Annotated in this window: 24 protein-coding genes, 1 tRNA gene and 1 pseudogene; 14 read left to right on the top strand and 12 right to left on the bottom strand. The window is 71.2% G+C overall.

Features of this window, described 5'->3' with window-relative positions; translation table 11 throughout:
• Positions 1-4 precede the first annotated feature (4 nt).
• The 3 genes from ACLJQM_RS47895 to ACLJQM_RS47885 form a co-directional block, all read right to left on the bottom strand.
• Positions 5-931: a ribonuclease Z gene (locus ACLJQM_RS47895; RefSeq protein WP_410636641.1), complete on the bottom strand. Its 927-nt coding sequence runs from the start codon at positions 929-931 to the stop codon at positions 5-7.
• Between the two features lie 13 nt (positions 932-944).
• Positions 945-1,499, bottom strand: coding sequence for an HdeD family acid-resistance protein (locus tag ACLJQM_RS47890; protein ID WP_410636640.1), 555 nt, complete (start codon positions 1,497-1,499; stop codon positions 945-947).
• Positions 1,500-1,659: 160 nt separating this feature from the next.
• Entirely contained in the window at positions 1,660-3,840 is a 2,181-nt protein-coding gene (locus tag ACLJQM_RS47885) for an RICIN domain-containing protein (RefSeq protein WP_410636639.1), read from the bottom strand.
• Between the two features lie 274 nt (positions 3,841-4,114).
• Here ACLJQM_RS47885 and ACLJQM_RS47880 point away from each other — a divergent pair.
• Positions 4,115-4,187, top strand: a tRNA-Ala gene (locus ACLJQM_RS47880).
• A gap of 71 nt (positions 4,188-4,258) precedes the next feature.
• On the opposite strand, the gene ACLJQM_RS47875 is transcribed toward ACLJQM_RS47880, so the two are convergent.
• A complete protein-coding gene (locus ACLJQM_RS47875) occupies positions 4,259-4,678 on the bottom strand; it encodes a MarR family winged helix-turn-helix transcriptional regulator (RefSeq protein WP_247013952.1) in 420 nt (139 codons plus the stop codon).
• Positions 4,679-4,734: 56 nt separating this feature from the next.
• Here ACLJQM_RS47875 and ACLJQM_RS47870 point away from each other — a divergent pair, with 56 nt between their 5' ends.
• Both ACLJQM_RS47870 and ACLJQM_RS47865 read left to right on the top strand, forming a co-directional pair.
• Positions 4,735-5,238, top strand: a complete 504-nt coding sequence (locus ACLJQM_RS47870) for a DUF6790 family protein (protein WP_410636638.1) — start codon at positions 4,735-4,737, stop codon at positions 5,236-5,238.
• A 6-nt stretch (positions 5,239-5,244) separates the two neighbouring features.
• Positions 5,245-5,880 carry a TMEM175 family protein gene (locus ACLJQM_RS47865; protein ID WP_410636637.1) on the top strand — a complete coding sequence of 212 codons (636 nt, stop codon included), beginning with the start codon at positions 5,245-5,247 and terminating at the stop codon, positions 5,878-5,880.
• Positions 5,881-5,954: 74 nt separating this feature from the next.
• Here ACLJQM_RS47865 and ACLJQM_RS47860 read toward each other — a convergent pair whose 3' ends face one another.
• A complete protein-coding gene (locus ACLJQM_RS47860; RefSeq protein WP_410636636.1) occupies positions 5,955-6,305 on the bottom strand; it encodes a barnase inhibitor in 351 nt (116 codons plus the stop codon).
• 49 nt (positions 6,306-6,354) lie between these two features.
• Entirely contained in the window at positions 6,355-7,314 is a 960-nt protein-coding gene (locus ACLJQM_RS47855) for an Lrp/AsnC family transcriptional regulator (protein WP_410636635.1), read from the bottom strand.
• A gap of 116 nt (positions 7,315-7,430) precedes the next feature.
• Between ACLJQM_RS47855 and ACLJQM_RS47850 the strand changes: the two genes are divergently transcribed.
• Positions 7,431-8,876: an FAD-dependent monooxygenase gene (locus ACLJQM_RS47850; protein WP_410636634.1), complete on the top strand. Its 1,446-nt coding sequence runs from the start codon at positions 7,431-7,433 to the stop codon at positions 8,874-8,876.
• A gap of 11 nt (positions 8,877-8,887) precedes the next feature.
• On the opposite strand, the gene ACLJQM_RS47845 is transcribed toward ACLJQM_RS47850, so the two are convergent.
• Both ACLJQM_RS47845 and ACLJQM_RS47840 read right to left on the bottom strand, forming a co-directional pair.
• Complete coding sequence (locus tag ACLJQM_RS47845) at positions 8,888-9,625, bottom strand: hypothetical protein (protein ID WP_410636633.1); 738 nt, start codon at positions 9,623-9,625, stop codon at positions 8,888-8,890.
• Between the two features lie 60 nt (positions 9,626-9,685).
• On the bottom strand, positions 9,686-10,894 hold the full coding sequence (locus ACLJQM_RS47840; protein WP_410636632.1) for an Ig-like domain-containing protein: 1,209 nt from the start codon (positions 10,892-10,894) through the stop codon (positions 9,686-9,688).
• A gap of 104 nt (positions 10,895-10,998) precedes the next feature.
• On the opposite strand from ACLJQM_RS47840, the gene ACLJQM_RS47835 reads away from it, so the two are divergent.
• The 3 genes and pseudogenes from ACLJQM_RS47835 to ACLJQM_RS47825 all read left to right on the top strand — a co-directional run bounded on the left by ACLJQM_RS47835 (position 10,999) and on the right by ACLJQM_RS47825 (position 13,460).
• The gene (locus tag ACLJQM_RS47835; protein WP_360783091.1) at positions 10,999-11,424 is read left to right on the top strand and encodes a MarR family winged helix-turn-helix transcriptional regulator; all 426 of its coding nucleotides are present in this window, start codon (positions 10,999-11,001) and stop codon (positions 11,422-11,424) included.
• Between the two features lie 49 nt (positions 11,425-11,473).
• A pseudogene (locus ACLJQM_RS47830) lies at positions 11,474-11,946 on the top strand (nitroreductase).
• A 98-nt stretch (positions 11,947-12,044) separates the two neighbouring features.
• Positions 12,045-13,460 carry a M1 family metallopeptidase gene (locus tag ACLJQM_RS47825; RefSeq protein ID WP_410636631.1) on the top strand — a complete coding sequence of 472 codons (1,416 nt, stop codon included), beginning with the start codon at positions 12,045-12,047 and terminating at the stop codon, positions 13,458-13,460.
• Positions 13,461-13,613: 153 nt separating this feature from the next.
• Here the strand turns inward: ACLJQM_RS47825 and ACLJQM_RS47820 are convergent, their stop codons facing one another.
• Complete coding sequence (locus ACLJQM_RS47820) at positions 13,614-16,196, bottom strand: ATP-binding protein (protein WP_410636630.1); 2,583 nt, start codon at positions 16,194-16,196, stop codon at positions 13,614-13,616.
• Between the two features lie 132 nt (positions 16,197-16,328).
• Between ACLJQM_RS47820 and ACLJQM_RS47815 the strand changes: the two genes are divergently transcribed.
• The 3 genes from ACLJQM_RS47815 (at position 16,329) to ACLJQM_RS47805 (ending at position 19,793) form a co-directional block, all read left to right on the top strand.
• Entirely contained in the window at positions 16,329-16,607 is a 279-nt protein-coding gene (locus ACLJQM_RS47815) for a hypothetical protein (protein ID WP_410636629.1), read from the top strand.
• Positions 16,608-17,181: 574 nt separating this feature from the next.
• A complete protein-coding gene (locus ACLJQM_RS47810) occupies positions 17,182-18,774 on the top strand; it encodes a hypothetical protein (RefSeq protein ID WP_410636628.1) in 1,593 nt (530 codons plus the stop codon).
• Positions 18,775-18,992: 218 nt separating this feature from the next.
• A complete protein-coding gene (locus ACLJQM_RS47805) occupies positions 18,993-19,793 on the top strand; it encodes an LLM class flavin-dependent oxidoreductase (protein ID WP_410636627.1) in 801 nt (266 codons plus the stop codon).
• 7 nt (positions 19,794-19,800) lie between these two features.
• Here ACLJQM_RS47805 and ACLJQM_RS47800 read toward each other — a convergent pair whose 3' ends face one another.
• Complete coding sequence (locus tag ACLJQM_RS47800; protein ID WP_410636626.1) at positions 19,801-20,271, bottom strand: vanadium-dependent haloperoxidase; 471 nt, start codon at positions 20,269-20,271, stop codon at positions 19,801-19,803.
• A complete protein-coding gene (locus ACLJQM_RS47795) occupies positions 20,214-21,056 on the bottom strand; it encodes a hypothetical protein (protein ID WP_410636625.1) in 843 nt (280 codons plus the stop codon). Before ACLJQM_RS47795 ends, ACLJQM_RS47800 begins: the two co-directional genes overlap by 58 nt.
• A gap of 112 nt (positions 21,057-21,168) precedes the next feature.
• Here ACLJQM_RS47795 and ACLJQM_RS47790 point away from each other — a divergent pair, with 112 nt between their 5' ends.
• The 3 genes from ACLJQM_RS47790 to ACLJQM_RS47780 are packed head-to-tail and all read left to right on the top strand — an operon-like array spanning position 21,169 to position 22,748.
• Positions 21,169-21,765 carry an RNA polymerase sigma factor gene (locus ACLJQM_RS47790; RefSeq protein WP_410636624.1) on the top strand — a complete coding sequence of 199 codons (597 nt, stop codon included), beginning with the start codon at positions 21,169-21,171 and terminating at the stop codon, positions 21,763-21,765.
• The gene (locus ACLJQM_RS47785; protein ID WP_360783056.1) at positions 21,762-22,436 is read left to right on the top strand and encodes a ubiquinol-cytochrome c reductase iron-sulfur subunit; all 675 of its coding nucleotides are present in this window, start codon (positions 21,762-21,764) and stop codon (positions 22,434-22,436) included. The genes ACLJQM_RS47790 and ACLJQM_RS47785 overlap by 4 nt, the downstream gene beginning before the upstream one ends.
• Before the next feature lie 36 nt (positions 22,437-22,472).
• A complete protein-coding gene (locus ACLJQM_RS47780) occupies positions 22,473-22,748 on the top strand; it encodes a hypothetical protein (RefSeq protein WP_410636623.1) in 276 nt (91 codons plus the stop codon).
• A gap of 4 nt (positions 22,749-22,752) precedes the next feature.
• Here ACLJQM_RS47780 and ACLJQM_RS47775 read toward each other — a convergent pair whose 3' ends face one another.
• Positions 22,753-23,286, bottom strand: coding sequence for a TetR/AcrR family transcriptional regulator (locus ACLJQM_RS47775; RefSeq protein WP_360783050.1), 534 nt, complete (start codon positions 23,284-23,286; stop codon positions 22,753-22,755).
• A gap of 129 nt (positions 23,287-23,415) precedes the next feature.
• Here ACLJQM_RS47775 and ACLJQM_RS47770 point away from each other — a divergent pair, with 129 nt between their 5' ends.
• Positions 23,416-23,658 carry a transposase gene (locus ACLJQM_RS47770; RefSeq protein WP_410636622.1) on the top strand — a complete coding sequence of 81 codons (243 nt, stop codon included), beginning with the start codon at positions 23,416-23,418 and terminating at the stop codon, positions 23,656-23,658.
• Positions 23,659-24,098: the final 440 nt, after the last annotated feature.

The raw sequence follows: 24,098 nt of genomic DNA, 5'->3' as shown, positions 1-24,098 counted from the left end.
CAGCCTACGGCGCCGCGCGACCGGCTGGGGAGGACCGGCGTTTCGGCACCTGGACCCGCTCCAGGTCCTCGGCCACGACGATCTCCCCCTCGAACTCGGCTTTCGCCTCCTCCAGGAACCGCGCCGGGTCGGGGTAGCGCTGCGAGAAGTGGGTGAGCACGAGCTGCCGGACGCCGGACTCGGCGGCGACCCGGGCCGCCTGCTGCGCGGTCAGGTGCCCGAAGTCACTGGCGAGCTTCGTGTCCTCGGCGAGGAACGTCGCTTCGATCACCAGGGTGTCGGCGTGCTCGGCGAGCGCGTACACGGCGTCGCACAGCCGGGTGTCCATGACGAAGGCGAACCGCTGGCCGGGGCGGGGCGTGCTGACGTCGGTCAGCTTCACGCCGTCCAGGTGTCCTTCGCGCTGGAGCCGGCCGACATCGGGGCCGGTGATCCCGTGTTCCTCCAGTTTCCCCGGCAGCATGGTGCGGCCGCCGGGCTCGGTCAGGCGGTAGCCGAACGCCTCGACGGGATGGCTCAGGCGCCGGGCCTCGAGGGCGAACTTCCCGCCGGCGATCGGGCCGTCTCCGGCGATCGGGTGCTCGCGCAGGTCGGCCCGCTCGTAGAACGCGGTCGCGTGCCGCATGCGCTCGAAGTAGTGCGCGCCGGACGCCGGGAAGTGGGCGTGGACCGGGTGGGCCACGGCGTCCAGCGACAGCCGCTGGATCACCCCGGGGAGGCCGAGGCTGTGGTCGCCGTGGAAGTGCGTGATGCAGATGCGGGTGATGTCCGTGGCGGCCACGCCGGCCCGCAGCATCTGGCGCTGGGTGCCTTCGCCGGGGTCGAAGAGGAGGCCCTCGCCGTCCCAGCGCAGGAGGTAGCCGTTCTGGTTGCGGAGGCGCGTGGGCACCTGGCTCGCGGTGCCCAGCACCACCAGTTCGCGGGTCGACACCCCCGCACGGTACTCAGCCGGCGAGCTTCCGGAGCCGGAACGCGAGAACCAGCAGCACGATCCCGTAGATCAGCGCGTAGATGCCGACGAGCAGCGCGACGCCGTACGCGCCGGCGATCGGGTTGATCACGATCAGGATGCCGGCGAGCACGGAGATCGCGCCGGCCAGGATCAGGAAGGCCTCGCCCTGGATCTGCTTGCGCAGGCGGATCGCCGCGGCGATTTCGGCGATGCCGGTGACGATCGCCCACAGGCCGACCAGCAGGGCCAGCAGCAGGACGGTGATGCCCGGCCAGACGAGGACGAGGATCCCGGCGACGATGCCGAGCGCGCCGAGGACCCCGTAGGCGGCGCGGTGCCCGGCGTCGCCCGGGCGGAAGGCCTGCATGAGGGCGCCGATGCCGTCGACGATCGCGTAGACGCCGTAGAGGATCGCCAGGACGAGGACGGTGGCGCCCGGCCAGATCAGCGCGAAGAGCCCGAAGAGCACGGCGAACACGCCGCGCAGGGCCACCAGCGGCCAGGCCCGGCGGGGTTCGACGACGGAGAACGCTGCGAAGGAGGTCATCTGCCGCTCCCGGATCGGTTGGGGACTCCAGTATCGCGACGATCCCGCCCGGCCGGCTCCTCGAACACCCCGTTCGGGGTAACTCCATTGTGGACTTGACGGACGTGGGCTTGAAGGACCGGCGTGCGCCGCGGCCGCCACCACGGCGCACGCCGGTTGCTCAGGGGTAGCTCACCAGGTTGACCGCCTTGGTGCCCGACGGCGTCGCCGGCCCGGTGTTGTTGATGACGTGCGTGATCGTGCCCTGGTAGTTGAGCGACACGGTCACCATGTCGTGGAAGCGGACACCCGCCGTGTTCGGCGCCTCGTAGGCGTGCGCGCTGGCCACGGACGGGTTGGTGCTGAAGTAGCAGTAGCTGCCCAGGCCCCACGCTTCGTGACTGGTGACGTTCGGGCCCACCTTGTAGGCGGAGTAGCCCGGCGTGGAGCCGTTCATCCAGCTCGCCTGGTCCGGCACGTCGTAGGGCATCTCGTTCTGGAAGAAGTAGGTCCGGCCGCCGTTGCCGTTCCAGACGACCTGCGTCTTCTGGTAGTGCTCGACGAACAGGCCGTACATCGTCACGTCGTTGCCGTTGACGGTGAGCCCGGTGTCGGCCGTGTTCGTGCCCCAGCCGACGTACTCGTTGCGGTCGGCGTGGTCGGCGCGCCAGATCCACATGTGGTCGCCGATCACGTTGCTGCTGTTGACGACCAGGCTGTTCGTCGCCTTCCCGACGGCGGCGCCGCCGATCCGGAAGAACACGTCGTGCAGCGACGTCGGGTCGGCCGCGTGGTTCGCGCTCGAGCCGGCCGGGCCGACCTGCATGAGCGTGGCCGAGTTGGTCGTGCCGGCGTCGATCAGCAGGCCGGCGACCTTGACGCCGTCGACGTCGTCCACGGTCATGGCGGTGATGCCGTTGTCCGGGACCAGCGTGGCGATGCCGAGGCCGAGCACGACGGTGTCCGGCCGGGTGACGCGCAGCGTCTGGTTCAGGTGGTAGACACCGGGCGTGACCAGCAGGTTCTTGCCCGCGGCGAGCGCGGCGTTCATGTCGGCGGCGGTGGCGCCGGGCTTGGCGATGTAGAACTGGCCGATCGGCAGCGACGTGCCGGGCGCGGTGCCGTTCGCCCAGCTCGTGCCGGACGCGTTGGTCTTCACGCCGGGCACGAAGACCTGGTAGTTGCCGCCGCCGTCGAGGTAGAGGAAGGGCTTCTCGCGCACGACCGGCGTCTGGGCGACCGTGGTGTAGGGCGGGCTCGGGAAGGTGTTCGCCGGAGCGCCCTGGACGCCCGCGAAGACCATGTTCCAGTTCGAGCCGTTCCAGCTGCCGAACTGCGAGTTGCGGGAAATCCACTGCTGCTGCGAGCCGGAGCGGACCTGGCCGTCGATCTTCGTGTCGGAGATCCAGCCGCCGCTGGCCCAGCCGCCGTCGTCGAGCTGCAGGTCACCGCGGACGTGCATGCGGCGGTACGGCGCGGCCTGGCTGACCGCCCACCGGTCGGCGCCCCCGGTCGGCGTCACGGACAGGTTTTCCGCGCCCCGCCAGAAGTTCTGGGTCGCGTTCTGCGGCGGGAACCAGTCCGCCTCGACGTGCACGGCGCCGTTGATGTTGACGGCGTCGGGGCTCAGACCGAGGCCGAGGACCTGCGTGTAGAAACCGACGTTGACGTCGTTGGCGTAGGTGCCCGGCTTGAACATCACGGCGTAGCGCTGGCTGCCGAACTGGTTGCGTTCCTGCTGGCCGAAAATGCTGTCGAGCCGGCTTTGGATGGTCGAGCTCGGCATGGACGGGTCGAAGATCACGACGTTCGGCCCGAAGTCCGGCTGGCCCGGCGGCTGGCTGGTGTTCACGGGGGTCAGCATGAAGGACTGCGCGGTGGTGCCGTTGCAGGCGTACTGCTGGAGCTGAACCGAGTCGGCGACGGAGGCGCCCGGGACGTCGAGGCACTTCCCGCTGTTGCGGCTGACGAAGTGGTACCGGCCGCTGCCTTCGTCGACGGCCTGCCACTGCTGGTTGGCCCCGTTCGAGTAGGACCACAGCTGCACCAGCCCACCATCGGCGGTGGAGACGTTCGTGACATCCCAGGCGGCGGCCGGGTTGGTGCGCGCGTTCACCCGGAAGTAGCCGTCCCCGGTCGACTGGAACTGCCACTGCTGCGAGCTGCTCTGGTTGCAGGAGTACTGCTGGACGACGGTCCCGTTGGCGGTGCCCGCGGCCCGCGCGTCCACGCACTTCCCGCTGTTGACGGCGGCCACGGTGTACCAGCCGTCGGGCGTGATGGCGGCCTGGGCGCTCGGCGCCGCTACCGCGCTCCCGACCAGGACTGACGCTGCCGCGAGCAACGTCATCACCCTCTTCATGCGAAACCTCCTCCGCCGCGTTCGCGGCATCCATCGAGCAGGAAACGGCAGAGGCGTGCCCGGTCTGGGTAGACGCGGCGTAACGGGCGGGGACCTCGGCGTCACAACCGCGCAAAATGTAACGGGGGCCACACCGGGAGTCAATACACGACTAAAAATAAGGTGTGAAAGTGCAGGTCAGGAGCTTGGGGTGGGTGTAGGTACCCCCGCGCGGAGGGGGCACTGGAGGGGTGTAATGTATGGGCATACGAGATGCGGAGTTCACCTTCGCCTCGGGGCTATGGCGCAGCTGGTAGCGCACCTCACTGGCAGTGAGGGGGTCAGGGGTTCGAGTCCCCTTAGCTCCACTCTCGCAAAACCCCTTCGTTTCAGTCCTCGCGGGCTGACCGGAGGGGTTTTCCGCGTTCCGGGGCCGTGGTCAGTCGGATTCGAGGATCTCGGCCAGCCGCAGCGTGTCTTCGAGGTAGCGCTCGTACGGGAATCCGGCGGCGATGAGCCCGGCGCGGAACTCGTCGTAGAGGGGCTTCCCGTTGACCTGGAACGCCTTCCGGCCGGTTTCCGTGAGCGTGACCAGACGCCGTCGGGCGTGGGCGGGGTCGACCACGACCTGGACCAGGCCGTCCGCCTCCAGGGTGCGCAGGGAGCGGCTGATCGCCGGGTCCGAGACCGACAACGCCTGGGCCAGGCGGTGTTGCGTTGCCGGCTCGATGTCCTCCAGCGTGCCCAGCAGCCGGATCTGGCTGTACGTCAAGCCGTCCTCGCCGTCGGTGCGGCGGCGGGCCGCGTCGCCCAGCAGCATGACCACGCGGTGCAGCAAGTCTGCGAGTCCTTCGTCCACGCCGTCAGCCTAGCAGAGTGTTGACTGGTTAATGTTAACCATGCAAGACTCGCGGCATGGACACCTTCGGTTACTTCGCCCAGTCGGCCTTTCCCCTGGTCTGGATCGTGGTCCCGGCTGTCGGGGCCTACCTGCGAGCCCGCCACGTCACCTCGGCCCGGGAGCGGCTGGAGATCTGGCAGCGCTGGTGGGCCATCGGCGCCTTCGGCATCGGCAGCCTGTGGATGACGGTCGCGTTCCTCGCCTTCCCGGACGTGATGGCCACCGCCATCGGCTTCCCCCGGACGCCGTTCCTGTTCGAGATCGCCTTCGCCAACCTCGGGCTGGCCGTCATGGGCTTCCGCGCGGCTTCGGCGTCAGCGCGTGAGCGCATCACCATCGGGCTCGGCGGCGGCATGTTCCTGTGGGGCGCCCTCGCCGGCCACGTCTACCAATGGTTCGCGGGCGGCGACCACGCTCCCGGCAACACCGGCGGCGTGCTCGTCAACGACCTGCTGATCCCGGCGGTCATGATCGTCCTCGCCGTGCGTTCGCGGCGCCTGGCCCCGGTCGCGGTCTGAGCCACCGTGAAAACCCGGCACAGCAACGAAACCGGCGAAGCCCGAGCGGTCGCCGCCGATCGGCTCACGACGTTCGTCGACGCGGTGATCGCGATCGCGCTCACCCTGCTCGCCCTGGACCTCCCCGCCCCCACCGGCGACACCACCGACGCCATGCTGAGCTCGGCTTTGGCCCACGGCAAGGAGTACCTGGCCTTCGCGCTCAGCTTCACGGTGATCGCCGCCCACTGGCGCGCGCACCACGAGATCTTCCGCTACGTCGGCTCGCTGAGCGGGCGCCTGACCAGCCTCACCCTGGCCTGGCTGTTCATGCAGGTCCTGATGCCGTTCGCCACCCGGCTGCTCACCGCCGACGGCGCCTTCCCGCCGCGGTTCAGCTTCTACGCGCTCGTGCAGGTCCTGGCGTCCGCGACGTTCGCGCTCATCATCCGCAAGATCCGGCGCGAGCATTTGCACCGCTCGGACGTCGCGCCGCCGGAATTCGCGCAGAGCCTCGTGCGCAGCATCTGCCTGGCCGCCGTCTTCGCGGTGTCCGTTCCCGTCTCGTTCCTGATCGGCGGCACCGGCGCGTACCTGTGCTGGCTCACGGCGCCGGTCGTGCTCGCCGTCGCCCGTCGCGTCCAGAGCCGTGCGGTGCAATGACCGCACGCACCACTCGGCCCTCGACGTCCGGTCGTGCCGGCGTGCGGGGATCGCGCTCCCACCGCCCTGATCGGTCAGAGCAGCTCCAGACGGATGCCGTGTCCTGTCCCGTCTCCATCGGGTTCGTGCTCGCGGATGATCCCGACGATCGACGGGTGGCAGGTGAGGAGAAGCTGCTCTCGCCTTCGGACCGTCGCCTCGTAGCCGAGCGCGGACCGGGACAGCCCCGAGTTCAGCCACCTCAAAACCCAGCCGTGGTCAGGTGTCCCGAAGCCTCCGCCGAGGATGTCGTTGAAGGCGTCGAGGCTTCCTCGCCACCTGTAGTCGCCGAGTAGCCGTGAGAACTCGCGAGTGAATCCGTCGAAGTCGGAAAAGCGGGCTCCGTCGATGGTCAGCACAGGGAGGTCGTCTCTACGGTCGGCCATGATCCGAGCATGGCATGCGGAGCTTCCGCCATTCGCGTGTTTCGCGGGCCTACGGCCGGTTCGCTGCCCGCTTCACGGTCTTGATCACCGGTGCCGTCTCGATGTGGGTGATGGCCGTCAGCCCGGCCAGCCGGCCCGTCAAATACCGGTACAGCTCCTGCTGGTTCGCGCACACCACGCTCGCGTACAGGTTCGTCGGCCCGGTCGTGGCGGCGGCGAACGCGATCTCCGGATGTCCGGCCAGCGCCGTGCCGGCCTCCTCCAGGGAAGCCGGGGCGACCGAAAGCCAGAGCATCGTTCGGGGGCCGACGCCGAACATCGTTCCGTCGACGTCGATGTCCAGGTACAGCACCCCGCGCTCGCGGAGCTCGGTCATCCGGCGGCGGACCGTTGTCGGGGACCAGCCGGTCAACGCGGCCAGGCGCTCTGCCTCGGTGCGGCCGTCGGTGGCGAGTGCGGCCAGGAGCTTGCGGTCTCCGTCGTCGAGCCGTACCGGGCCCGGGCGGTGCGGTAGCGGGGGCGGGCGCAGGCGCTCGATCGTCTCCTCGTCCAGCGAGCCGAGCTTGGCGACCAGGCTGTCCGGGCCGCCGTAGAACGCGTGCAGCACCGAGTGCGCCGTCACTCCCTCCACGCGTGGGGTGCGCGGCAGCTTGGCCAGCAGCAGCGCCTCGCTGTCGGCCTCGCTTTCGGTGCGGACCGTGCAGGTGATCTCCGTGCCGCCGGAGGTGATGCTCACCCAGGACGTGTCGGGGCGCCGGGCCAGTGCCTCGGCGACCGGGACCGACGCGGACGGTGCGCAGCGCACCCGCAGGAACCACAGCACCGCGCCCAGTGCGGCCGGGTCGACGCCGCCGAGCACCCGTACCGCGCCCGCCGACCGCAGGCGGGCGTACCGGCGGGCGATGGTGCGATCCGACACGCCCAGGACCTCGGCGATCGTGCTGAACGGCGCCCGGCCGTCGACCTGCAGGGCGTGCACGAGCCTGCGATCCAACTCGTCGTATTCCACCGCATCCAAGCTAATCCGTGTCGGATACCGACGCAATCGAGCGGGTTTCTGGCGCGACCCGCCTCGGTGGGTGGAGCGTCACTCTCGTTCTGATCGACACATCCAGGGGAGAACTCATGGACACCGATGTGCTCGTCGTCGGCGCGGGCCCGACCGGTTTGACGCTGGCCAACGAACTGCGGGTGGCGGGGGTGCCGGTCGTGCTGGCCGACAAGCTGTCGCAGCGCAGCACGTTGTCGAAGGCGGGTGGCGTGCAGTCGCGCACGCAGGAGGCGTTCGACCAGCGTGGCCTGCTGGAACCGTTGCTGGCCAACGGGAATCACCCGGTCGGCACCGCCCACTTCGCCGGCATCACGCTTCCGCTGACCCGGGACAGGCACGCCCAGCCGTGGCGGTCCATCCCGCAGGTGGTGATCGAGGAATTCCTCGAACGGCACCTGGCCGCGCACGACATCCACGTCCGGCGTGACCACGAACTGACCGGCCTCGCCCAGGACGACGACGGGGTCACCGCGACCTTCGCGAGCGGCGGGGTCGTCCGCTCCCGTTACCTGGTCGCGGCCGACGGCGGCCGCAGCACCGTGCGGTCGCTGCTGGGCGCGGAGTTCCCCGGCAGACCGGGCACGATGACCTCCGTCGCCGCCGACGTGCGGTTGGGTGGCGCCGGCCAGGCGATGACGCACGCCCGCAGCGAGGACGGGCACTGGGTGTCGGTGTTCCCGCTCGGCACCGATCCGCGGGGCAGGCCGCTGCGCCGGCTCGCGCTGGGCGGGCCGGGCCGGTCGCTGCCCCGGGACGTCCCGGTCACCGAGGAGGAGATCCGGGAGGGGCTGCGGGTCGTGTTCGGCTCGCGGGTGGAACTGCTCGAACTGCGCTACGCCCGCCGCATCACCAACGCGGCCCGGCAGGCCGCGCGGTACCGGCACGGGCGGGTCTTCCTGGCGGGCGATGCCGCCCACGTCCACCTCCCGATCGGGGCGCAGGGCATGAACACGGGGATCCAGGACGCGCTGAACCTCGGGTGGAAGCTCGGCGCCGCCGTGCGCGGCTGGGCGCCGGCGCACCTGCTCGACACCTACCACGCCGAACGCCACCCGGTCGGGGCCGCCGTGCTGCGCAACGTCCAGGCGCAGAGCCTGCTGATGGACCAGCAGGGCACCGGCGACCCGGACCTGGCGGCGGCCAAGGGGTTGTTCGCGGCGCTGGCCGAGCTGCGGGAGGTGCAGCACCACCTCGACGACGTGTTGTCCGGGATGGGCATCCGGTACCCGATGCCGGGCAGCGACGACCAGCCCCTGGTCGGTCTTCCCGCGCCGGATCAGCACCTCGGTCCGGTGCGGTCGCACGAACTGCTGCGGTGCGGGCGGGGGCTTCTCATCGATCCGGCCGACAGGTTCGGTGAGGTCGCCGGCCGTTGGCGCGATCGGGTGGACCGCGTGGGGCAGGGCACTGATGCCGAGCCGATGCTCATCCGGCCGGACGGGTACGTGTGCTGGGCCGGCGACCCGGACGGCCTTCGGGCTGCGCTGGGCCACTGGTTCGGTAGCCAGAACTTGCTCTGAGCTGCACGCGCTCAACGATCCGAGAACTCCGAGTCCGGAGGCGTGGAGTCCAGCTCGGTTTCGGGCCACGCTTCCGGCGCGGGGCCGAACGCGCGCCGGGCGGCGCGGACCGCCATGGCGGCGACGGTGGCGTTGGCGCCACCGCCGATCACCGCGCCGATGCCGAACGGGGCCACCCGGCCGAGCACGATGATGCCCTGCTTGGTGCCGTACTTGGTGACGAAGTTCTTGCCCAGGACGCCGTTGATCTGTTTCAGCGCCGTCGCGGGCACCTTGCTGACGAGCTGACGGGCCCAGTGCTGACCGGTGCGCTCGGCGGCCTTGCCGACGATGGTCGAGGAACCCGACTGGCCGAGCAGGATCCCCATGACCAGCGTGCGCCGGCGTTCGATCTCGTCCAGCTGGACGCCGTGGACCTCGGCGACCGAGAGCACGAACAGCGTGCTCAGCTCGAGCGAGGAGAAGGCCTCGCCCGCCGACAGCGCCAGTGCCACGCCGGTGCCGACGGCGGGCGCGGCCGCGGTGGCCCCGACCGCCGCCCCGGTGCCCGCCAGCGCGCTGACGTACATCCGCTCCAGGGTGCGCACGACCTCCGCCGGTGTCGCGTCCGGGTTGCGCTGGCGGGCCCGGGCGATGTTCTTGCGCACCAGCGGTGTCTGGAAGCCGATGGCCTTGTCCAAGAGCTGGAGGACCGGCTGACCCGGCCCGCTCGACGCCGGGACCGGTCCTTCAAGGGCTTTGGAGACCACAGCGAACTCCATTCACGTCGTTGAGTTCGCCCAGTCTCGCACCCGCGCCACGGGCCGGACTCAGCCGCGTAGGGCGCTGCCTGCCTGCCAGGCGCTCCAGCTGATCGCCCAGTCGCCGTGGCCGTTGTTGATGGACAGCTGCGGGCCACCCGAGTTGGTGACCTCCACGATGTCGCCGACGTTGAAGTTGTCGAAGAACCACTTGGCGTTCTCGGTGTTCATGTTGAGGCAGCCGTTGGAGACGTTGGCGCTGCCCTGGACGCCGACCGTCTTCAGGTTCTCGTGGAGGTATTCGCCGTCGTTGGAGATCCGGACGTTCCAGTTCTCCGGGGCGCTGTAGTAACCGGGGTCGCCCTCGCACACGCCGTAGCTGCAGGAGTCCATGATCTTGTGCTCCTCCTTCCCCAGCACCGTGTGGGTGCCGTTGAAGGTGGGCGTCGGGCCCCGCGGCGGGGTGTCGGCGGTCTTGCCCATGCTGGTCGGCGCGGTCTTCACCAGCTGTCCGTTGTGGTACGCGTTGATCTGGTGGGTCTTGCCGTCCGCCTTGGCGATCCAGGAGTCGTGCACCTTGTACGTGGCCGAGACGTCCTGGCCGCCGTACACGCCGCCGCCGATCGGGGTGCCGAAGGTCGTCGTCTCGAGCTTCACCGTCGAGCCGGCCTTCCAGTAGTCCTTGGGCCGGTAGTGCACTTCGCGCTTGCTCACCCAGTACCAGCCGCCGTCCTGCGCGGGCGACGACGTCACCTTGAACGACTTCTCCACCGTCGCCTTGTCGGCGATGTCGTGGTCGAACTTCAGGCCGATGATCAGGCCGACGCCGACATCGTTCGACGCCGGCTGGAAGAGCGCCGGCGTGGCGATCCCGGACGGCTTGATGGTGTGGACCTCGCCGCGCTGCTCGGTCGTCGCGCCCGCCTGGTTCACCGCGGTGGCGACCACCTGGTAGGTGGCCCCGTAGCGGAGGCGGTCGTTGCTGGTCCAGGTCGTCTTGTCCGGCGAAAGTTCGCCCTTGACGCCGTTCCCGGTCTGCGGGTTCGTGACGGTGACCGCCTGCAGCGTGCCACCCGACGCCCTGACGACGATCGGGTCCTTGGGGCTCAGCTGGTCCCCGCCCTCGAACGCCACCGTCGACGCCGGCACCCCGGGTGCCGTCGCCGTCCCGGCCGGTCCGGCCGCGCCGACCGGTTGCGCGGTCCCGTCGGTCTGTCCACTGCACGCCGCCAGCAGGAGGGCAACCAGGCCGAGCCCGGCGATACGGATCGATCTCACGAACCACCAGACGTCTCACGCCGCCCGAAGTTGTGTAACGATCCGGACCAGTTTGGTGTCGATCGATACCGTATCGAGTGATTCGCCGCTGGTAGCGTCCGGCCATGACCGCTGAATCGCCGTTCGCGCTGGGACTTCTCCTGCGGCGCGCGCACTGGCACGCCGCCGCGGTGATGTCCGAGGCGCTGCGGCCGCTCGGGATCGAACTGCGGCACTTCGCCGTGCTGATCGTGCTGGCCGAGCGCGGACCCACCCTGCAGCGGGACCTCGGGGCGGCGACCGGGTCCGACAAGGCGGGGATCATGCGCGTCGTCGACGATCTGGAACGCAAGGGGCTGGCCGCGCGCAAGGCCGTCCCCGGGGACCGGCGGGCGCGGGCCGTGGAGATCACTCCCGAGGGACTGGAGCTCTTCGACGCGGCGCACGTGGCGGCCGAGCCGCTGGCCCGGCGCCTGGTCGCCGAGCTGGAACCCGGCGAGCCCGAACGGCTGGCGGATCTGCTGACCCGGTTCGCTCCTCCCGAAGATTAGTATTGAATGATACTATCTCACCTGTAACGAACCGGGTGGGAGGCCGACGATGGACGTCTACGAGGCGGTCGAAAGCCGGCGGGCGGTGCGCGGGTTCACCGACCGGCCCGTGCCGCGGGCGACGGTGCGGCGGGTGCTGTCCGCCGCGGCCCGGGCCCCGTCCGGCTCGAACCTGCAGCCTTGGCGGAGCTACGTCGTGACGGGGGCGCCGCTGGCCGAACTCAAGAAGCGCACGAGCGAGCGGCTTGGGACTGCTTCGGCGCCCCGGCGGCGCTGTTCTGCTACCTCGACCGCGACCTGTGCCGGCCACAGTGGTCCGACGCGGGCATGTACCTGCAGACCGTCATGCTGCTGCTGCGCGCGGAAGGACTGCACAGCTGCCCGCAGGTGGCGTGGGCGAAGTTCCACGAGACCGCCGCCGGGATCGTGCGCCCGTCGATCGGGTTCGAAGCCCCGTCGGCGGATCGCGGCCGGACGGGCCGCGCACCGCTCGGCGACACGGTCACCTTCGTCGAGGACTGACGAAGCGACCAAATCGGACTTCGAGGCGCCGCAACGGGGTTGATACTCGTGTCGGGTCGGACCTACTCTTCAGCGTCGATGATGGCCGAGGAGGATCCATGCGAGGCGTCACCCGTAGCCACTTGGTGATCATCTCTTGTGCACTGTCCGGTTTGCTCGTCGCGACGGGCCAGGCGGAGGCGGCGCCCGCGCACCCGCCGCGGTACTCCCCCGGTGCGCCGGGGGCCGGGGATCCGTACTTCCCCGACATGGGCAACGGCGGCTACGACGTCGGCCACTACGACATCCGGCTGGCGTACCGGCCCGACACCCAGGCGATCGACGCGACCACGACGATCCTCGCCACGGCCACCCAGGACCTCTCCCGCTTCGACCTGGACTTCCGGGGACCGCTGACGATCAGCAAGCTCACGGTCGACGGCCTGAACGCCGCCTACACCCGCAGCGGTGCCCAGGAGCTGGTGATCACCCCGCCGCACGGTCTGCGGAAGGGCAGCCCGTTCGTCGTCTCGGTGAGCTACGCCGGCGTCCCGCAGAAGATCGACGACCCCGCCCTCGGCGTCTCCGGCTGGGTCGCCACCAAGGACGGCGCCGTCGCGCTCAACCAGCCGATCGGCGCCGCGACCTACTACCCGGTGAACGACACCACCGACGACAAGGCGACCTACACCCAGACCATCACCGTCCCGGCCGGACTGACCGTGCTGGCCAACGGCGAACCCGGGCCCACCACCACTCGCGATCACCGGACCACCTTCCGCTGGAGCATGAACCGGCCGATGGCGAGCGAGCTGAGCATGCTCGCGATCGGCCGTTACGACGTCACCCGCGGCGTGACGGCCGGTGGCCTGCCGAACATCACCGCGATCGGCCAGTCGATCGACACGAAACCCGGTCAGGGCAAGGTGTTCAACCAGACCACGGCGCAGGTCGTCCAGTGGGAGTCCTCGGTGTACGGGCCGTACCCGTTCGACTCGACCGGCGGCATCCTCGCCGACGTCGGTGTCGGCTACGCCCTCGAGACGCAGAGCCGGCCGGTCTACGACCAGGACACCAGCGACGTCGACGGCGATCTGCTCGCCCACGAACTCGGCCACCAGTGGTTCGGCGACAGCCTCACCCCGGTGCACTGGTCGGACATCTGGCTCAACGAAGGCTTCGCGACCTACTCGGAGTGGCTCTACCAGGAGAAGTTCACCGGCGTCCCCGTGCAACAGAGCTTCGCGAAGACCTACGCCGAAGAGAAGGACTGGAGCGGCAAGGTCGCCGATCCCGGCCGTGACCACATCTTCGACGACCTGGTCTACAACCGCGGCGCGATGACCCTGCAGGCACTGCGCCTGAAGATCGGCGACCGCGCCTTCTTCCAGGTGCTCACGCAGTGGCCGACGGTCAACCGGTACGGCAACGTCTCGACGCGCGACTTCATCCGGTTCGTCGAGCGGCTGACCGGCCGCGACCTCGGCTCGTTCTTCCGCACCTGGCTCTACCAGCCGGGGAAGCCGGCACTCTGACCCCGTGAGCCAGGTGGGATGTCCGGAAACGACTGGCCCGCCTGGTCGTCGAGCAGGACCGCGAAATCTGCCCCGACGAAAAACCGCCGCTCAGGCCTGCCCGGATGACTGTACTTCCATCACCCGGCCGACCAACCTCCCCGGACACCACAGCTAGGCATCGGCCAGGTTCGCGAGAGCGGTCCTCACCGCCTTCGCCTCCGGCGCCTTCAGTTCGTCGAACACCGTCAACGCCTCCGACAGCCGGGCGACGCCGTCCGCGACGTTCTCGGCTCTCAGCGAGCACCGGCCCAGACCTTCGAGCGCTCGTCCTTCCTGCAGGCGGATCCCGATGGCCCGCGACCGGTCGAGCGCCTGGCGGTAGAACTCGCCGGGGTCGCCCGCTTCGGGCCAGGCCAGGGCAAGGCCGCCGAGGTTGTTGAGGTTCTCGGCCTGCCACGCCCGGTCGTCGCTGAACAACGCCCGGGCGCGTTCCAGGTACATGAGCGACAGCCGGAAGTTGCCGCCCGCGTGGTGCAGCCGGCCGAGGTTGTTCAGGGCCACCGCTTCCCGGGTCCGGCTGTCCAGCCTGCTGTAGATGAGCTGCGCGCTGCTGTAGCAACTGTCCGCCGTACCGTAGTCACCGCGCTCGAAGTGCATGCGGCCGAGGTTGTTGAGGGCCCTCGCCTCCGTGTACCGGTCGCCCAGTTCCCGGGACAGGGAAAGGACTTGCCCGAAGATCCCGATCGCGCTCGCGTAGTCTCCGCGGACGCCGTACGTGCAGCCGATGCAGAGCAGGCTCAAGGCTTCGCCGAGCTTGTTGCCGAGCTCGACGTACAGCGCGAGGGCCCGCTCGCCATCGGCTCGGGCGGCGTCGTGCCGGCCGAGCCGGAACTGCACGCTCGCGAGGCTGCCGAGTGCGCCCGCGATGCCGAACGGGTTCTCCAGCTGTTCGTACAGCGCGTGGGCGCGGGTGAGGTACTCGATCGCTTCCGGGTACTCGGAAAGCTCCATCCGCGCGAACCCGATTTCGGTCAGCGCCGCGGCTTCGCCGAGCCGGTCGCCGGATCTGGCGGACAGCTCCCGCGCGCGCATCAGGTCCTCGACCGCCGCGGGGTGGTCGCCGAGCAGGCTCCGCACCCGGCCCAGATCCGCGCGCGTGGCCGCTTCGTCGGTGAGGTTGCCCGCCGCTTGTTCCGCGGCCAGTACGGCCTGGTCGAGCCGGTGGGCGTCGTGCCAGTACCCGTGCTGCTCGAGGTACGGGTGGAGCGCGACCGCGAGTTCCGCGGCGCGGTGCAGGTGGTCGTGGACCGCCGCGTAGGTGATGCAGGCACCGAGGTTGGCGCGTTCGGCGCTCAACCACGCGATCGCCTCGGCTTCCGACCCGAATTCGTGCGTCCCCGCCGGCGCCTCGGCGGCGATCTCCGGCCGCGGGCCGCGGGTGGCGACGAACCGGGTCGCCGACCGGACGGCGGGGAGGTAGTAGTCGAGCAGGCGGTGCAGGGCCTTGTCGTCGCCGTCTTCGGTGCTCAGGGTCAGGCTGTAGGCCCGGGTCAGGTCGTGCAGGCGGTAGCGACCGGGAGCCACTTCTTCCAGCAGGTGGTTGAGGTACAACGCATCGAGGCGCTCGCCGGTCGGTTCCGGGTCTTCGCCGTCGAGCGCCGCGGCCGCGAGCGCCTCGATCCGGGTGCCTGGGTGCAGGCCGAGGCGGCGGAAGAGCCGTTTCTCGTCCGGGCTCAGGTCGCGGTAGGAGAGGTCGAACGCCGCGGCGACGGTGCGGTTGCCCGCGCGCAGCACCGTGATCCGGTTGCGGGAGCACCTGAGGTCGTCGGCCAGGTTCTCGGGCGTCCAGCAGGGGTGGTTGCGCAGCCGCCCGGCCGTGAGCGTGATGGCCAATGGCAGGTACCCGCACATCGCCATCAGCTCGGCCACGGCCCGGGGATCGTGCCGGTGCGCACCGGTGTAGCGCTCGAACATCGCGGCGGCGTCCTGGGGCGGAAGGGTCTGCAGCGAAACCGGGCTCGCGTCGGCGACGGACTCCATCCGGCGCCGGCTGGTGATCAGCACGAGACTTCCCGGGCTGCCGGGCAGCAGCGGCCGGACCTGCTCGTCGCCGACGGCGTCGTCGAGCAGCAACAGGATCTTCCGCCCGGCCAGCTTCTCGCGCCACAAGCGAGCACGATCGTCCAGACCGGCGGGGATGTCGATCGCCGGGACGCCCCAGAGGAGCAGCAGCGAGGCCAGGGCGTCCCCGGGGTCCACGGGTGCCTGCCCGGGACTGTGGCCGTGCAGTTCGAGGAAGACCTGGCCGTCGGGGAAGTAGCCGGCCAGCTGGTAGGCGGCGCGGACCGCGAACGTCGTCTTCCCGATGCCCGGCATGCCGTCCACGACGTGGACGGCCATCCCCAGGGTGCCCTGCCCCGCGGCGGTGGACACGGTCGCGGTGAGCTCGGCCAGCTCCCGGTCACGGCCGGTGAAGGCCGGGAGGTCGCGCGGGAGCGTGGAGCGGCCGCTCACCGGAGCCGGGAGGTGCGCCGCTTCCGCCCGCCGCGGCTCCGCTTCCACCGGGACGGGCTCTTCGGCGGCCGACGGGTACGGGTGGTCCGGCAGGCTGATCCAGCCGACGGTCACGGTCTCCTTCACGGCCACCTGCACGGGCCGGAACGTCGAGGCGTCCACCACCGTGCTGCTGCGGACGACTTCGTCGAAGAACCACGTCGAAGTGATCAGCGCGAGCGTTCCCGGCGATTCGGCCAAAGCGATCTTGAGCTGCGGAGCATCAATCAGGCGAAATGTCTGATTGATCGCGGGGCCGGTCGCCCCTTGGTCATCATAGGCGACTTCTCCCGCGTGAAGTGCCATTCGCAGCCGGATCTGCTCCTCCGCCCGGTGCGCGTCATTGTGCTGCCGGAGTTCCCGGGCAAGAGCCGCGGAAAGAACCTCGACGAAAGGACCTTTGAGCACCTGCGCCGGTACGAGCACGAGGGTTCCGTCGCCGGTGCTCTCGTGCTTGCAGTCGAACCAGGGTACGCCGGCCTCCTTGAAGGCACGACGCAACGCGAGGTCGAGACCTTGCCGGACCACCAGCCGGTGCGGCGTGGTCCTCCCCTGGTGACCATATCCTTCGATATCCACCGCGAGCACCGTGCGATGGACGACCAGTCGTGAGTGCTCCATTTCCCCCCACACACACTTGCCCTGGATTCGAGGGTATGGACGCGCCAGCCGGGGCGGCAATCGCGAAGTCGCCGAACGGCGCGTCGGGGCGGATGAATGGTCAATTGGCCGATGGACAGCAATTCCACCGGGGCCGGCCGGGCGGGTTTCGCTTTGCCGCACCCCCTTTCTCTCCATTTTGGACTCCGTCGTCCCCACCGGAAGCGGTGTCGCCGCGGCTTGTCCGGGGCTAGACTGGGCGCATCAGCCGCGCGACGTCGATGTCGGGCGGCGGCGCGTTCCGCCCCAGCCCCCGGCGGTGCCACCAAAGTGGTCGAGACCGGCGGAGGATTCGATGATCACCGCGACGTTCCGTGGAACGGCGTTCCCATGCGTGCTGCCGACCCGGTGAAGCGGGACCCGGGGCCGCCTACGGTCACCGGGAGCACGGGGCTCACCCCCGAGCAGCGGTATCGCGGCGCCCGGGTGGTCGCCTCGGCCGCCCACGATGCTCGTGACTGTGCGTCGCTGCTGGCAGCGCTCGGGCTCGAAGCCGCCGAGGGTGTGGTGGGGTCGAGGCGGGAACATGAGCACTGAAAACAGCCTGCACCTGGTGCCGAGCTACCGGGCGGAGTCGACCGTGGCGACCTTGACCGGGACCCTGACCACGGCCGGCTACCCCGAACTGCGCGACGGGGTGCTCAAGGTGGCCACGGACGCGCCGGAAAGCGTCGTCGCCGACATCCGGGGCCTCGAAGCCGACGACGATCTGTTGCCGAGCGTGTTCGCCGTGATCGCCGCCCGGATCAGGGACTGGCCGGGGCTTCCGTTCGCCGTGGTCACCGACCGTGCGGACCACGTGGCGGCACTGGCGGCCCGGGGGGTGCCGGTCCACCCCGATGTCGGCGCGGCCGAACGGGCGCGCATCCGGCCTGCCCGGCGGCGGGCCATTCAGCTGCTGGCCTCCTCGCCGGGGGCTCCCGCGGCCGCGCGGGCGTTCGTCGAACGGACCTGCGCGCTGTGGAGCGCGCGTGAACACCTCGAGGACGCTCTGCTCGTCGCGACCGAGCTGGTGAAGAACGCGATCCTGCACACGGATTCGCGCCCGCGGCTGCGGCTGGAGCTGCGTCCGGGCACCCTGACCGTCTCGGTCGCCGACGACGACCCGCGGCAGGCGGTGCTGCTCGAGCGGCCCACCGAACGCGGTCTCGGGCTCCGGCTGGTGGCGCACACCGCGCACGTCTGGGGGTGCAGCCGGTCCTGGGCCGGGGGCAAGGTCGTCTGGGCCGTGCTGACGCCCAGCCGGCGACGTCGCCCCGTCACCGGGGAACAAGCCGACGGGCACGACGCCGGAAACACGGTCCGGTGTCGCGCCACCCGGCCGATGAATAGCCGGCCGCCCGACGCGCGGCCGTCGGACCACCCGCACGGCCCCGTGCTCGCCCGCGGCATCACCCTGGAACCGGCGCGGCGGCCCGCCAGCACACTGGTGACCGTCACCGGGGAGCTCGACCTCTCCGGCTACGGGTTGCTGCGCGACGGCCTGCTGGAGGTGGCCGCCGACGGTCCGCCCGGGCTGATCGCCGACGTCGGCGGCCTGATCATCGGCGAGCTGGCGCCCGCGACGGTCTTCCCCCTGGTCGCCCGGCGGCTCGGGCACTGGCCCGGCATCCCGTTCGCCGTCGTCACCCGGCAGCGGACCCACCTGCGCACCTTCCGCCACCACGGCACCGACCGGCACGTCGCGGTCCACGACGACGTCGAGACCGCCGAACGCCACCAGGCGATCCCCGCCCGCCGGTCCGCGCGGCAGGAGTTCCCCCGGACCGTCGAGGCGGCGACGCTCGCCCGCGGCTTCCTCCGGGAGTGCACGACGGACTGGGGTGTGCCCGAACTGACCTACGACGGGCTGCTGGTCGTGGGCGAACTCGTCGACAACGCGCTCCAGCACACGAGATCGGCGCCCGACGTGCGCCTCGATCTGCGCGGGAAGCTGCTCACCATCGCCGTCGCCGACGAGAACCCCCGCCCGGCGATCCTCCTCGAGCGACCGGGGCTGCGCGATCCCGGCATCGGCCTGCAGATCGTCGCGCAGACCGCACGGCGGTGGGGCAGCAGCAGCCGGTGGTCGGGCGGTAAGGTGGTGTGGGCGACGCTCGGCCCGGCCGCGAACCCTTGACCCGGCACCGACGACGGGTGACCGGTGGCGCCGGTGCTGTGCGCAGTGCCGGGTTTTGCGCTTGACCGGCGTGGCTGCGCCACCTCACCACTTGCGAACAGCTGACTCTCCCCTCGCCGATCCTCGACATGAGGCTCAGCCGACGCCGGCCGGGCACGTCCACCGAAGAGGCCGGCACGCACTTTTCACGAAAGCCGCGGCTCCGTAGCGTTCCAGGCATGACCCCACAGCACGCGCTCTGGCTGCCGCTCTTCGACGACCTCGCCGATCCCGCGCTCGTCGCCCGGCTCGCCGCCGAGGCGGAAGAGGCCGGGTGGGACGGGTTCTTCGTCTGGGACCACCTCCGGTGGCGTGCACCCGTTGCCGCCGTGGGCGATCCGTGGATCACCTTGGCCGCGGTCGCGTGTGCCACCTCGCGGCTGCGGTTCGGGCCGATGGTCAGCGCCCTCAGCCGGCGGCGGCCCGTCAAGCTCGCGCGGGAGACCGCTAGTCTCGATCGGCTCGGGGGCGGGCGGCTCACGCTCGGCGTCGGGCTCGGGAGCGATCGGTTCGGGGAGGAGTTCTCGCGCACCGGTGAGGAGTGCGACGACCGGGTGCGCGCCCGCATGCTCGACGAAGCACTCGAAGTCCTCGCCGCCGCCTGGTCCGGCGAGGTCGTGCACCACCGCGGTGAGCACTACACCGTGGACGGCGTCCGGTTCCTGCCGACGCCCGTCGGGCGGATTCCCGTCTGGGCGGCGGGTTTTCCCGGCAAGCTCCGGCCGATGCGCCGGGCCGCGCGGCTCGACGGGTACTTCCCGGTGAACCTCGACTCGGCCGGCCGCTTCGCCGAAGCCGTCGGCCAGGTCGAGGCCCTGCGCACCGGCGGCGGGCCGTTCGACTACGTCGCCGAAATCCAGCCCGGCGAGGACAGCGCGCCCTACGCGCGGGCGGGCGCGACCTGGCTGCTGACCGGCTTCGCGCCCGAATCCCTTTCCGTGGACCACATCCGCGGGGTGCTGCGCGACGGGCCCCGCTGAGCCGGCGTCACGAGCGGAGGACGAACGCCGCGACGTCCTGGCCGAGCCGGCGGCCCGCGTCGTGGTCCAGGCGGGTGTGGACGCCCGCGACGAGCCGGCTCAAGCCCGCTTCGTCGGCCACGTCCTGGAACGTCGTGAAGTGGCGGACCACGCCCGGCAGGGCCTCGGACGTCACCGCGAGCGGTCGGCGCGGGCCGTACTCCTGGCTCAGGATCAGGGCACCCGCCTGGGAAACCACGCTGTGGGCGCCCGGGTACGCCGGGTCGGCCGGGGTCGTCGCGAGGCTCGACCAGTCCGCGATGCCCTGCGTGGCCGGGTTCCCGTCGTCGCCGGCCAGGCGGACGGCGGTGATCGGGCGCCAGATCCGGTGGTGGTACTTGGCTTCGTAGAACGCGATCACCGCGTCGGCGAAGGCCAGGTTCAGGCGGGCGAACACCCGGGCCGCGACGACGAGACCGGTGCGGGAGCCGCCGGCCACCGACTGGGCGATCTCGTTCCAGTAGTTCCAGATCGGGCCGCCCAGAAGCGGGCTTGCTCCGTCTCGCCGGCGGTCCGGGTGGTGCTGGTGTCGCGGCCCGCCGCGGCGACCTCACGCAGGGCTTTCGCATACGCCGCACCGGAAAGCGCGGGGTAAGCGCCCGGGCGGAACCGGTTCGCGCGGTCGAGCACGAACGGCGTCACGGCGGCCCAGTGCGTGAACGCGGCGGGGGCGAACGCCGGCGGCGTCGGGCGGTACTCCCCCGGTGCGGTGCCCGGCGGCAAGACCGGCGGGACCGCGGCCGAGCCGTCGTTCGCGCGCAGGCCGAGGAGCAGGTGCGCGACCAGGTGACCGGCGCGGGCACCCGCGTCGCGCCCGGCCGGGGTCAGCCGGGCCAGCTGGCCGGACAGCAGGTTCGCGAGCTCCGCGGACCGCGCCGGGTAGAGGGCGGCCAGGACGTCGTGGGCGGCCTGGGCCGCCGCCGCTTCCGGGGCCGCGTGGGGCGGGGCGTCGACGGTGAACAGGTACGGCCGCCCGGTGCCGGTGGTCGCGACGACCGCGTCGTGGATCGCCGCGTGCAGCAGGGCGAAGCCGCGGGTCGCGTGCACCGTCGCGGGCTGCAGGCCGGGCGTGCGGACGATCGTCAGCAGCTCCCGGTTCCAGGCCAGGACGACGTCGGCGCCACCCCGTGCGGGTGACGCCGTGGCCGGTGCGGGCAGGGCGAGTGCGGCCGCCGCCGCTCCGCTCGCCACGAGCAGGTTCCGGCGCGACATCGATGTGGTCATTTCGCTCCCCAGGTCGTCGGAGGGTCCGCTCACCGATACGGCCACGGGTTACGGCGTAACCCGGGCGCGTATCCCCTGATGGCGGGAGAATCCGGCGGGGAGAAGGCGGGCGGTGCCGGTGGCACAGCGGTTCCGGCGCAAGCGCGCCGAACAGGACGAAGCGGGCGCGGCACCGCGCCCGCGGCTGCACGCGGTCGGCGCGGACGTCTACCCGGACTGGGAGGCGGTCTACCGCGACAACGTCGACCGGGTGTTCCGGCTGATGTTCTCGAAGGTCGGCAACCGGCCGGACGCCGAAGACCTCACCACCGAGGTCTTCCTGACGGCGTTGCGGCCGTTGCGGGTCTCGGCGAGCGTGGGCGAGGTCCGGGCGTACCTGCTGGCCACCGCGCGCACGGTGCTGGCCGGGCACTGGCGGCGCACGCTCGGCCGGGAGATCACCACCCTGGACGAGGAGCACGACGTCGCCATGTTTGAAGCGGGCACAGTCGAAGCGGGCACCGTGGACCCGCGCATCCTGGTCCGCGCCGAAGCGATCCTCGCGCAGCTACCCGAGCGCTACGGGCGGATCCTGCGGCTGCGGTTCCTGCAGGCCTGCTCGCTGAAGGAGGCGGCGGAGCAGCTGGGCACCACCGTCGGCAACGCGAAGGTGCTGCAGCACCGGGCGCTGCGCCAGGCGGCCCGGCTGGCGGAAGGGATGGACACGTGAGCACTCGAGGCGTCCGCCGGTTCGTCAAGGACCTCCTGCGGCGGCGACGGCCGCACCCGTTCGCGGCCGGGCCGGGCGACGAAGCCGAGCTGCGGACCGCGGTGCTGCTGCGCGCCGCCCGGCCCGGGGGTGCCGCGGCGAGCGAGGAGTTCGTCGCGGACCTGCACCGGCGGCTCGCCAGGGAGTTCGAGGAGCCGGCGCCGGCCGGCAACCGGCGCCGGTTCATCCAGGTGTCCTCGGCCGCCGCGGTGGCGGCCGCGGCGGGCGCCGGCGTCGAGTACCTGGTGACGGCCGGGGCCGAACCGGCCGCGGCACCGCCACCGGAGGACACGCTGCGGCCGGAGAACGGCGAGTGGCGGACCGTCGTCGCGGTGCACGACCTGCCCGAGGGTGGGGTGCGGCCGTTCGACTTCGGCGCGGTGGCGGGGTTCGTGCACCGCTCCGGCGGCGAAGTGCGGGCGGTGTCGGCGACCTGCACGCACCTCGGCTGCCGGCTGAACCTGGACGCACCGGCGCGGCGGCTGAACTGCCCGTGCCACCGGACTTCGTTCGCCGTCGACGGGGCGGTCCTGATGCACCAGCTGCCGGTGACGCCGCCGCCGTTGCCGCACCTGGTCGTGCGGGAGAGCGGCGGTGTGGTCGAGGTGCTCGTGCCGCCCGAGGGGACGTGACGCCGGCGGATTCCGGGCGTGCGAGACGATGGGCGCGTGGCGAGAACCGTGGTCGTAGCGCTGGGGTTCGTCCTGATCGCGCTGGGGGTCGCCGCCGGGGGCGCGCTCCTGCTGATCGCCGGCCTGGCGAGCGGTGGCCGCGACTGGACCGGCTCCGGGGCGATGTTCACGGCGGCCGCCGTCGCCGTCGGGTGGACGGTGCTCGCCGGCGGGCTCGCGGTCTGGTCGGCGCGGCGCCGGGCGAGCTGGGGTGCCGGCCTGGCCTGCGTCGTGCTGGGCTTGGCGCCCGCCCTCGTGGTGGTGTTCCGCTGAGAGCTCAGCCGGTCAGGACCCACTCGATCTGCTCGACGGTCGGCGTCTCCACCTCGAACAGGCACTGGAGCTGGAAGCCGTCGGCGGTCGCGGCCAGGCGAGCCGCTTCCGCCGGGGGCAGGACCTCCGCCAGCCGCTCGCGCAGGCGGGCGTTCGACAGGCGGCTGGCCTGGCGGAACTCCTCGTGCCTGGTCCCCAGCGCGTACAGCTCGTAGGCGACCACGCTCGTCGCCCGCTGCTCGGTCAGCTGGTGGTGGATCAGCTCCGCCAGCCGGGGCACCACGTTCTCCGGGCCGGTTCCGTCGAGCCACTCGCGCAGCGTGTCCGTCCGCAGCCGCAGGACGCGGGAGCCGACCTCGAACAACAGGGCGGGTACCGACGTGAAGTGTTCGGCCGCGGCGCCGTCCGGGAGGCCCGCTTCGGCCGTCACCGCCTCGGCCGTGACGCTCGCGATGCCGCCGCGCTGCGCCAGCCGGACGGCGGCGTGCACGAGCCGCTCCCGCCACTCGGGGTCGATCGGCGTGTTCTTCGGGTGCACCAGCAGCTCCCCCCTCCTGACCCCGAAAGCATGACACCGTCGCGTGTCAAGGGGCCAACCGGGCTAGGGAGTGTCTGGCAAAAGCTGCCGGTCGTGTCGCGGTTTCAGGTGCTTCCGGATGCTCAGTGGGTGGTGATCGAGGGGATCACCCACCGGTATCGGTGTGGGATCGCGTGGCGGGATGCGGCTGCGGTTTTCGGTCCGTGGCAGACGATCTGGACCTGGCACCGCCGGATGACCGGTGACGGCACCTGGGATACCCCGCTGCGGCGCCTGCTCACCGAAGCGCGGGCGCATCAGCACGCCACCGACATCACCCGGCCCACAGGGAGCCGGGTCGAACTACACGGAACTGCTGACCGAGCCGCCTGACCACGCCATCGGCTGCTCCCGCGGCGGCGGGAGCACCGAAGAGCACCACCTCGTCGACGGCAACGGCCGACCACTGGTGGCGTCGGCCGGACCGGCCAGGCCGGTGACGCACCGATGTTCCCGCACCTGATGCGGCACCTGCGCATCCACCGGGCTGGACGCGGTCGCGCCCGGACCGCCGCATCCCTGAACCCGCCGATCAGGCCGGGCATCGCCAACGCCGCGGTTCCCGCGGCGGTAGTCCACCCGCCTTCGACATGGGGACTACCGCGGTCGAACGTCACTTCACCCTGCTCGAACAATGGCGCGGCCCGGCCACTCGCTACGACTGTGAGGATGATCGGGTGCCGTCCGGTGCTCGGGTCTGACCCGCGATACGACCGGCCTTGGGTGCCTTGAGTTTGATCTGTCGACTCGGGTTCCGGGCGGTGCTTGCTGCC

Source organism: Amycolatopsis sp. cmx-4-83, from assembly GCF_046548815.1.
In the GTDB taxonomy this organism is placed as follows: Bacteria; Actinomycetota; Actinomycetes; order Mycobacteriales; family Pseudonocardiaceae; genus Amycolatopsis; species Amycolatopsis pretoriensis_A.
This window is presented reverse-complemented; position numbering and strand designations above follow the sequence as displayed.

What these genes read in the sequence shown, in the direction of transcription:
- ACLJQM_RS47885 (WP_410636639.1), bottom strand. Translation starts at nt 3,840, where the DNA reads ATGAAGAGGGTGATGACGTTGCTCGCGGCAGCGTCAGTCCTGGTCGGG.
- ACLJQM_RS47850 (WP_410636634.1), top strand. Translation starts at nt 7,431, where the DNA reads ATGGACACCGATGTGCTCGTCGTCGGCGCGGGCCCGACCGGTTTGACG.
- ACLJQM_RS47810 (WP_410636628.1), top strand. Translation starts at nt 17,182, where the DNA reads ATGAGCACTGAAAACAGCCTGCACCTGGTGCCGAGCTACCGGGCGGAG.
- ACLJQM_RS47825 (WP_410636631.1), top strand. Translation starts at nt 12,045, where the DNA reads ATGCGAGGCGTCACCCGTAGCCACTTGGTGATCATCTCTTGTGCACTG.
- ACLJQM_RS47860 (WP_410636636.1), bottom strand. Translation starts at nt 6,305, where the DNA reads ATGGCCGACCGTAGAGACGACCTCCCTGTGCTGACCATCGACGGAGCC.
- ACLJQM_RS47890 (WP_410636640.1), bottom strand. Translation starts at nt 1,499, where the DNA reads ATGACCTCCTTCGCAGCGTTCTCCGTCGTCGAACCCCGCCGGGCCTGG.
- ACLJQM_RS47835 (WP_360783091.1), top strand. Translation starts at nt 10,999, where the DNA reads ATGACCGCTGAATCGCCGTTCGCGCTGGGACTTCTCCTGCGGCGCGCG.
- ACLJQM_RS47870 (WP_410636638.1), top strand. Translation starts at nt 4,735, where the DNA reads ATGGACACCTTCGGTTACTTCGCCCAGTCGGCCTTTCCCCTGGTCTGG.
- ACLJQM_RS47805 (WP_410636627.1), top strand. Translation starts at nt 18,993, where the DNA reads ATGACCCCACAGCACGCGCTCTGGCTGCCGCTCTTCGACGACCTCGCC.
- ACLJQM_RS47795 (WP_410636625.1), bottom strand. Translation starts at nt 21,056, where the DNA reads ATGACCACATCGATGTCGCGCCGGAACCTGCTCGTGGCGAGCGGAGCG.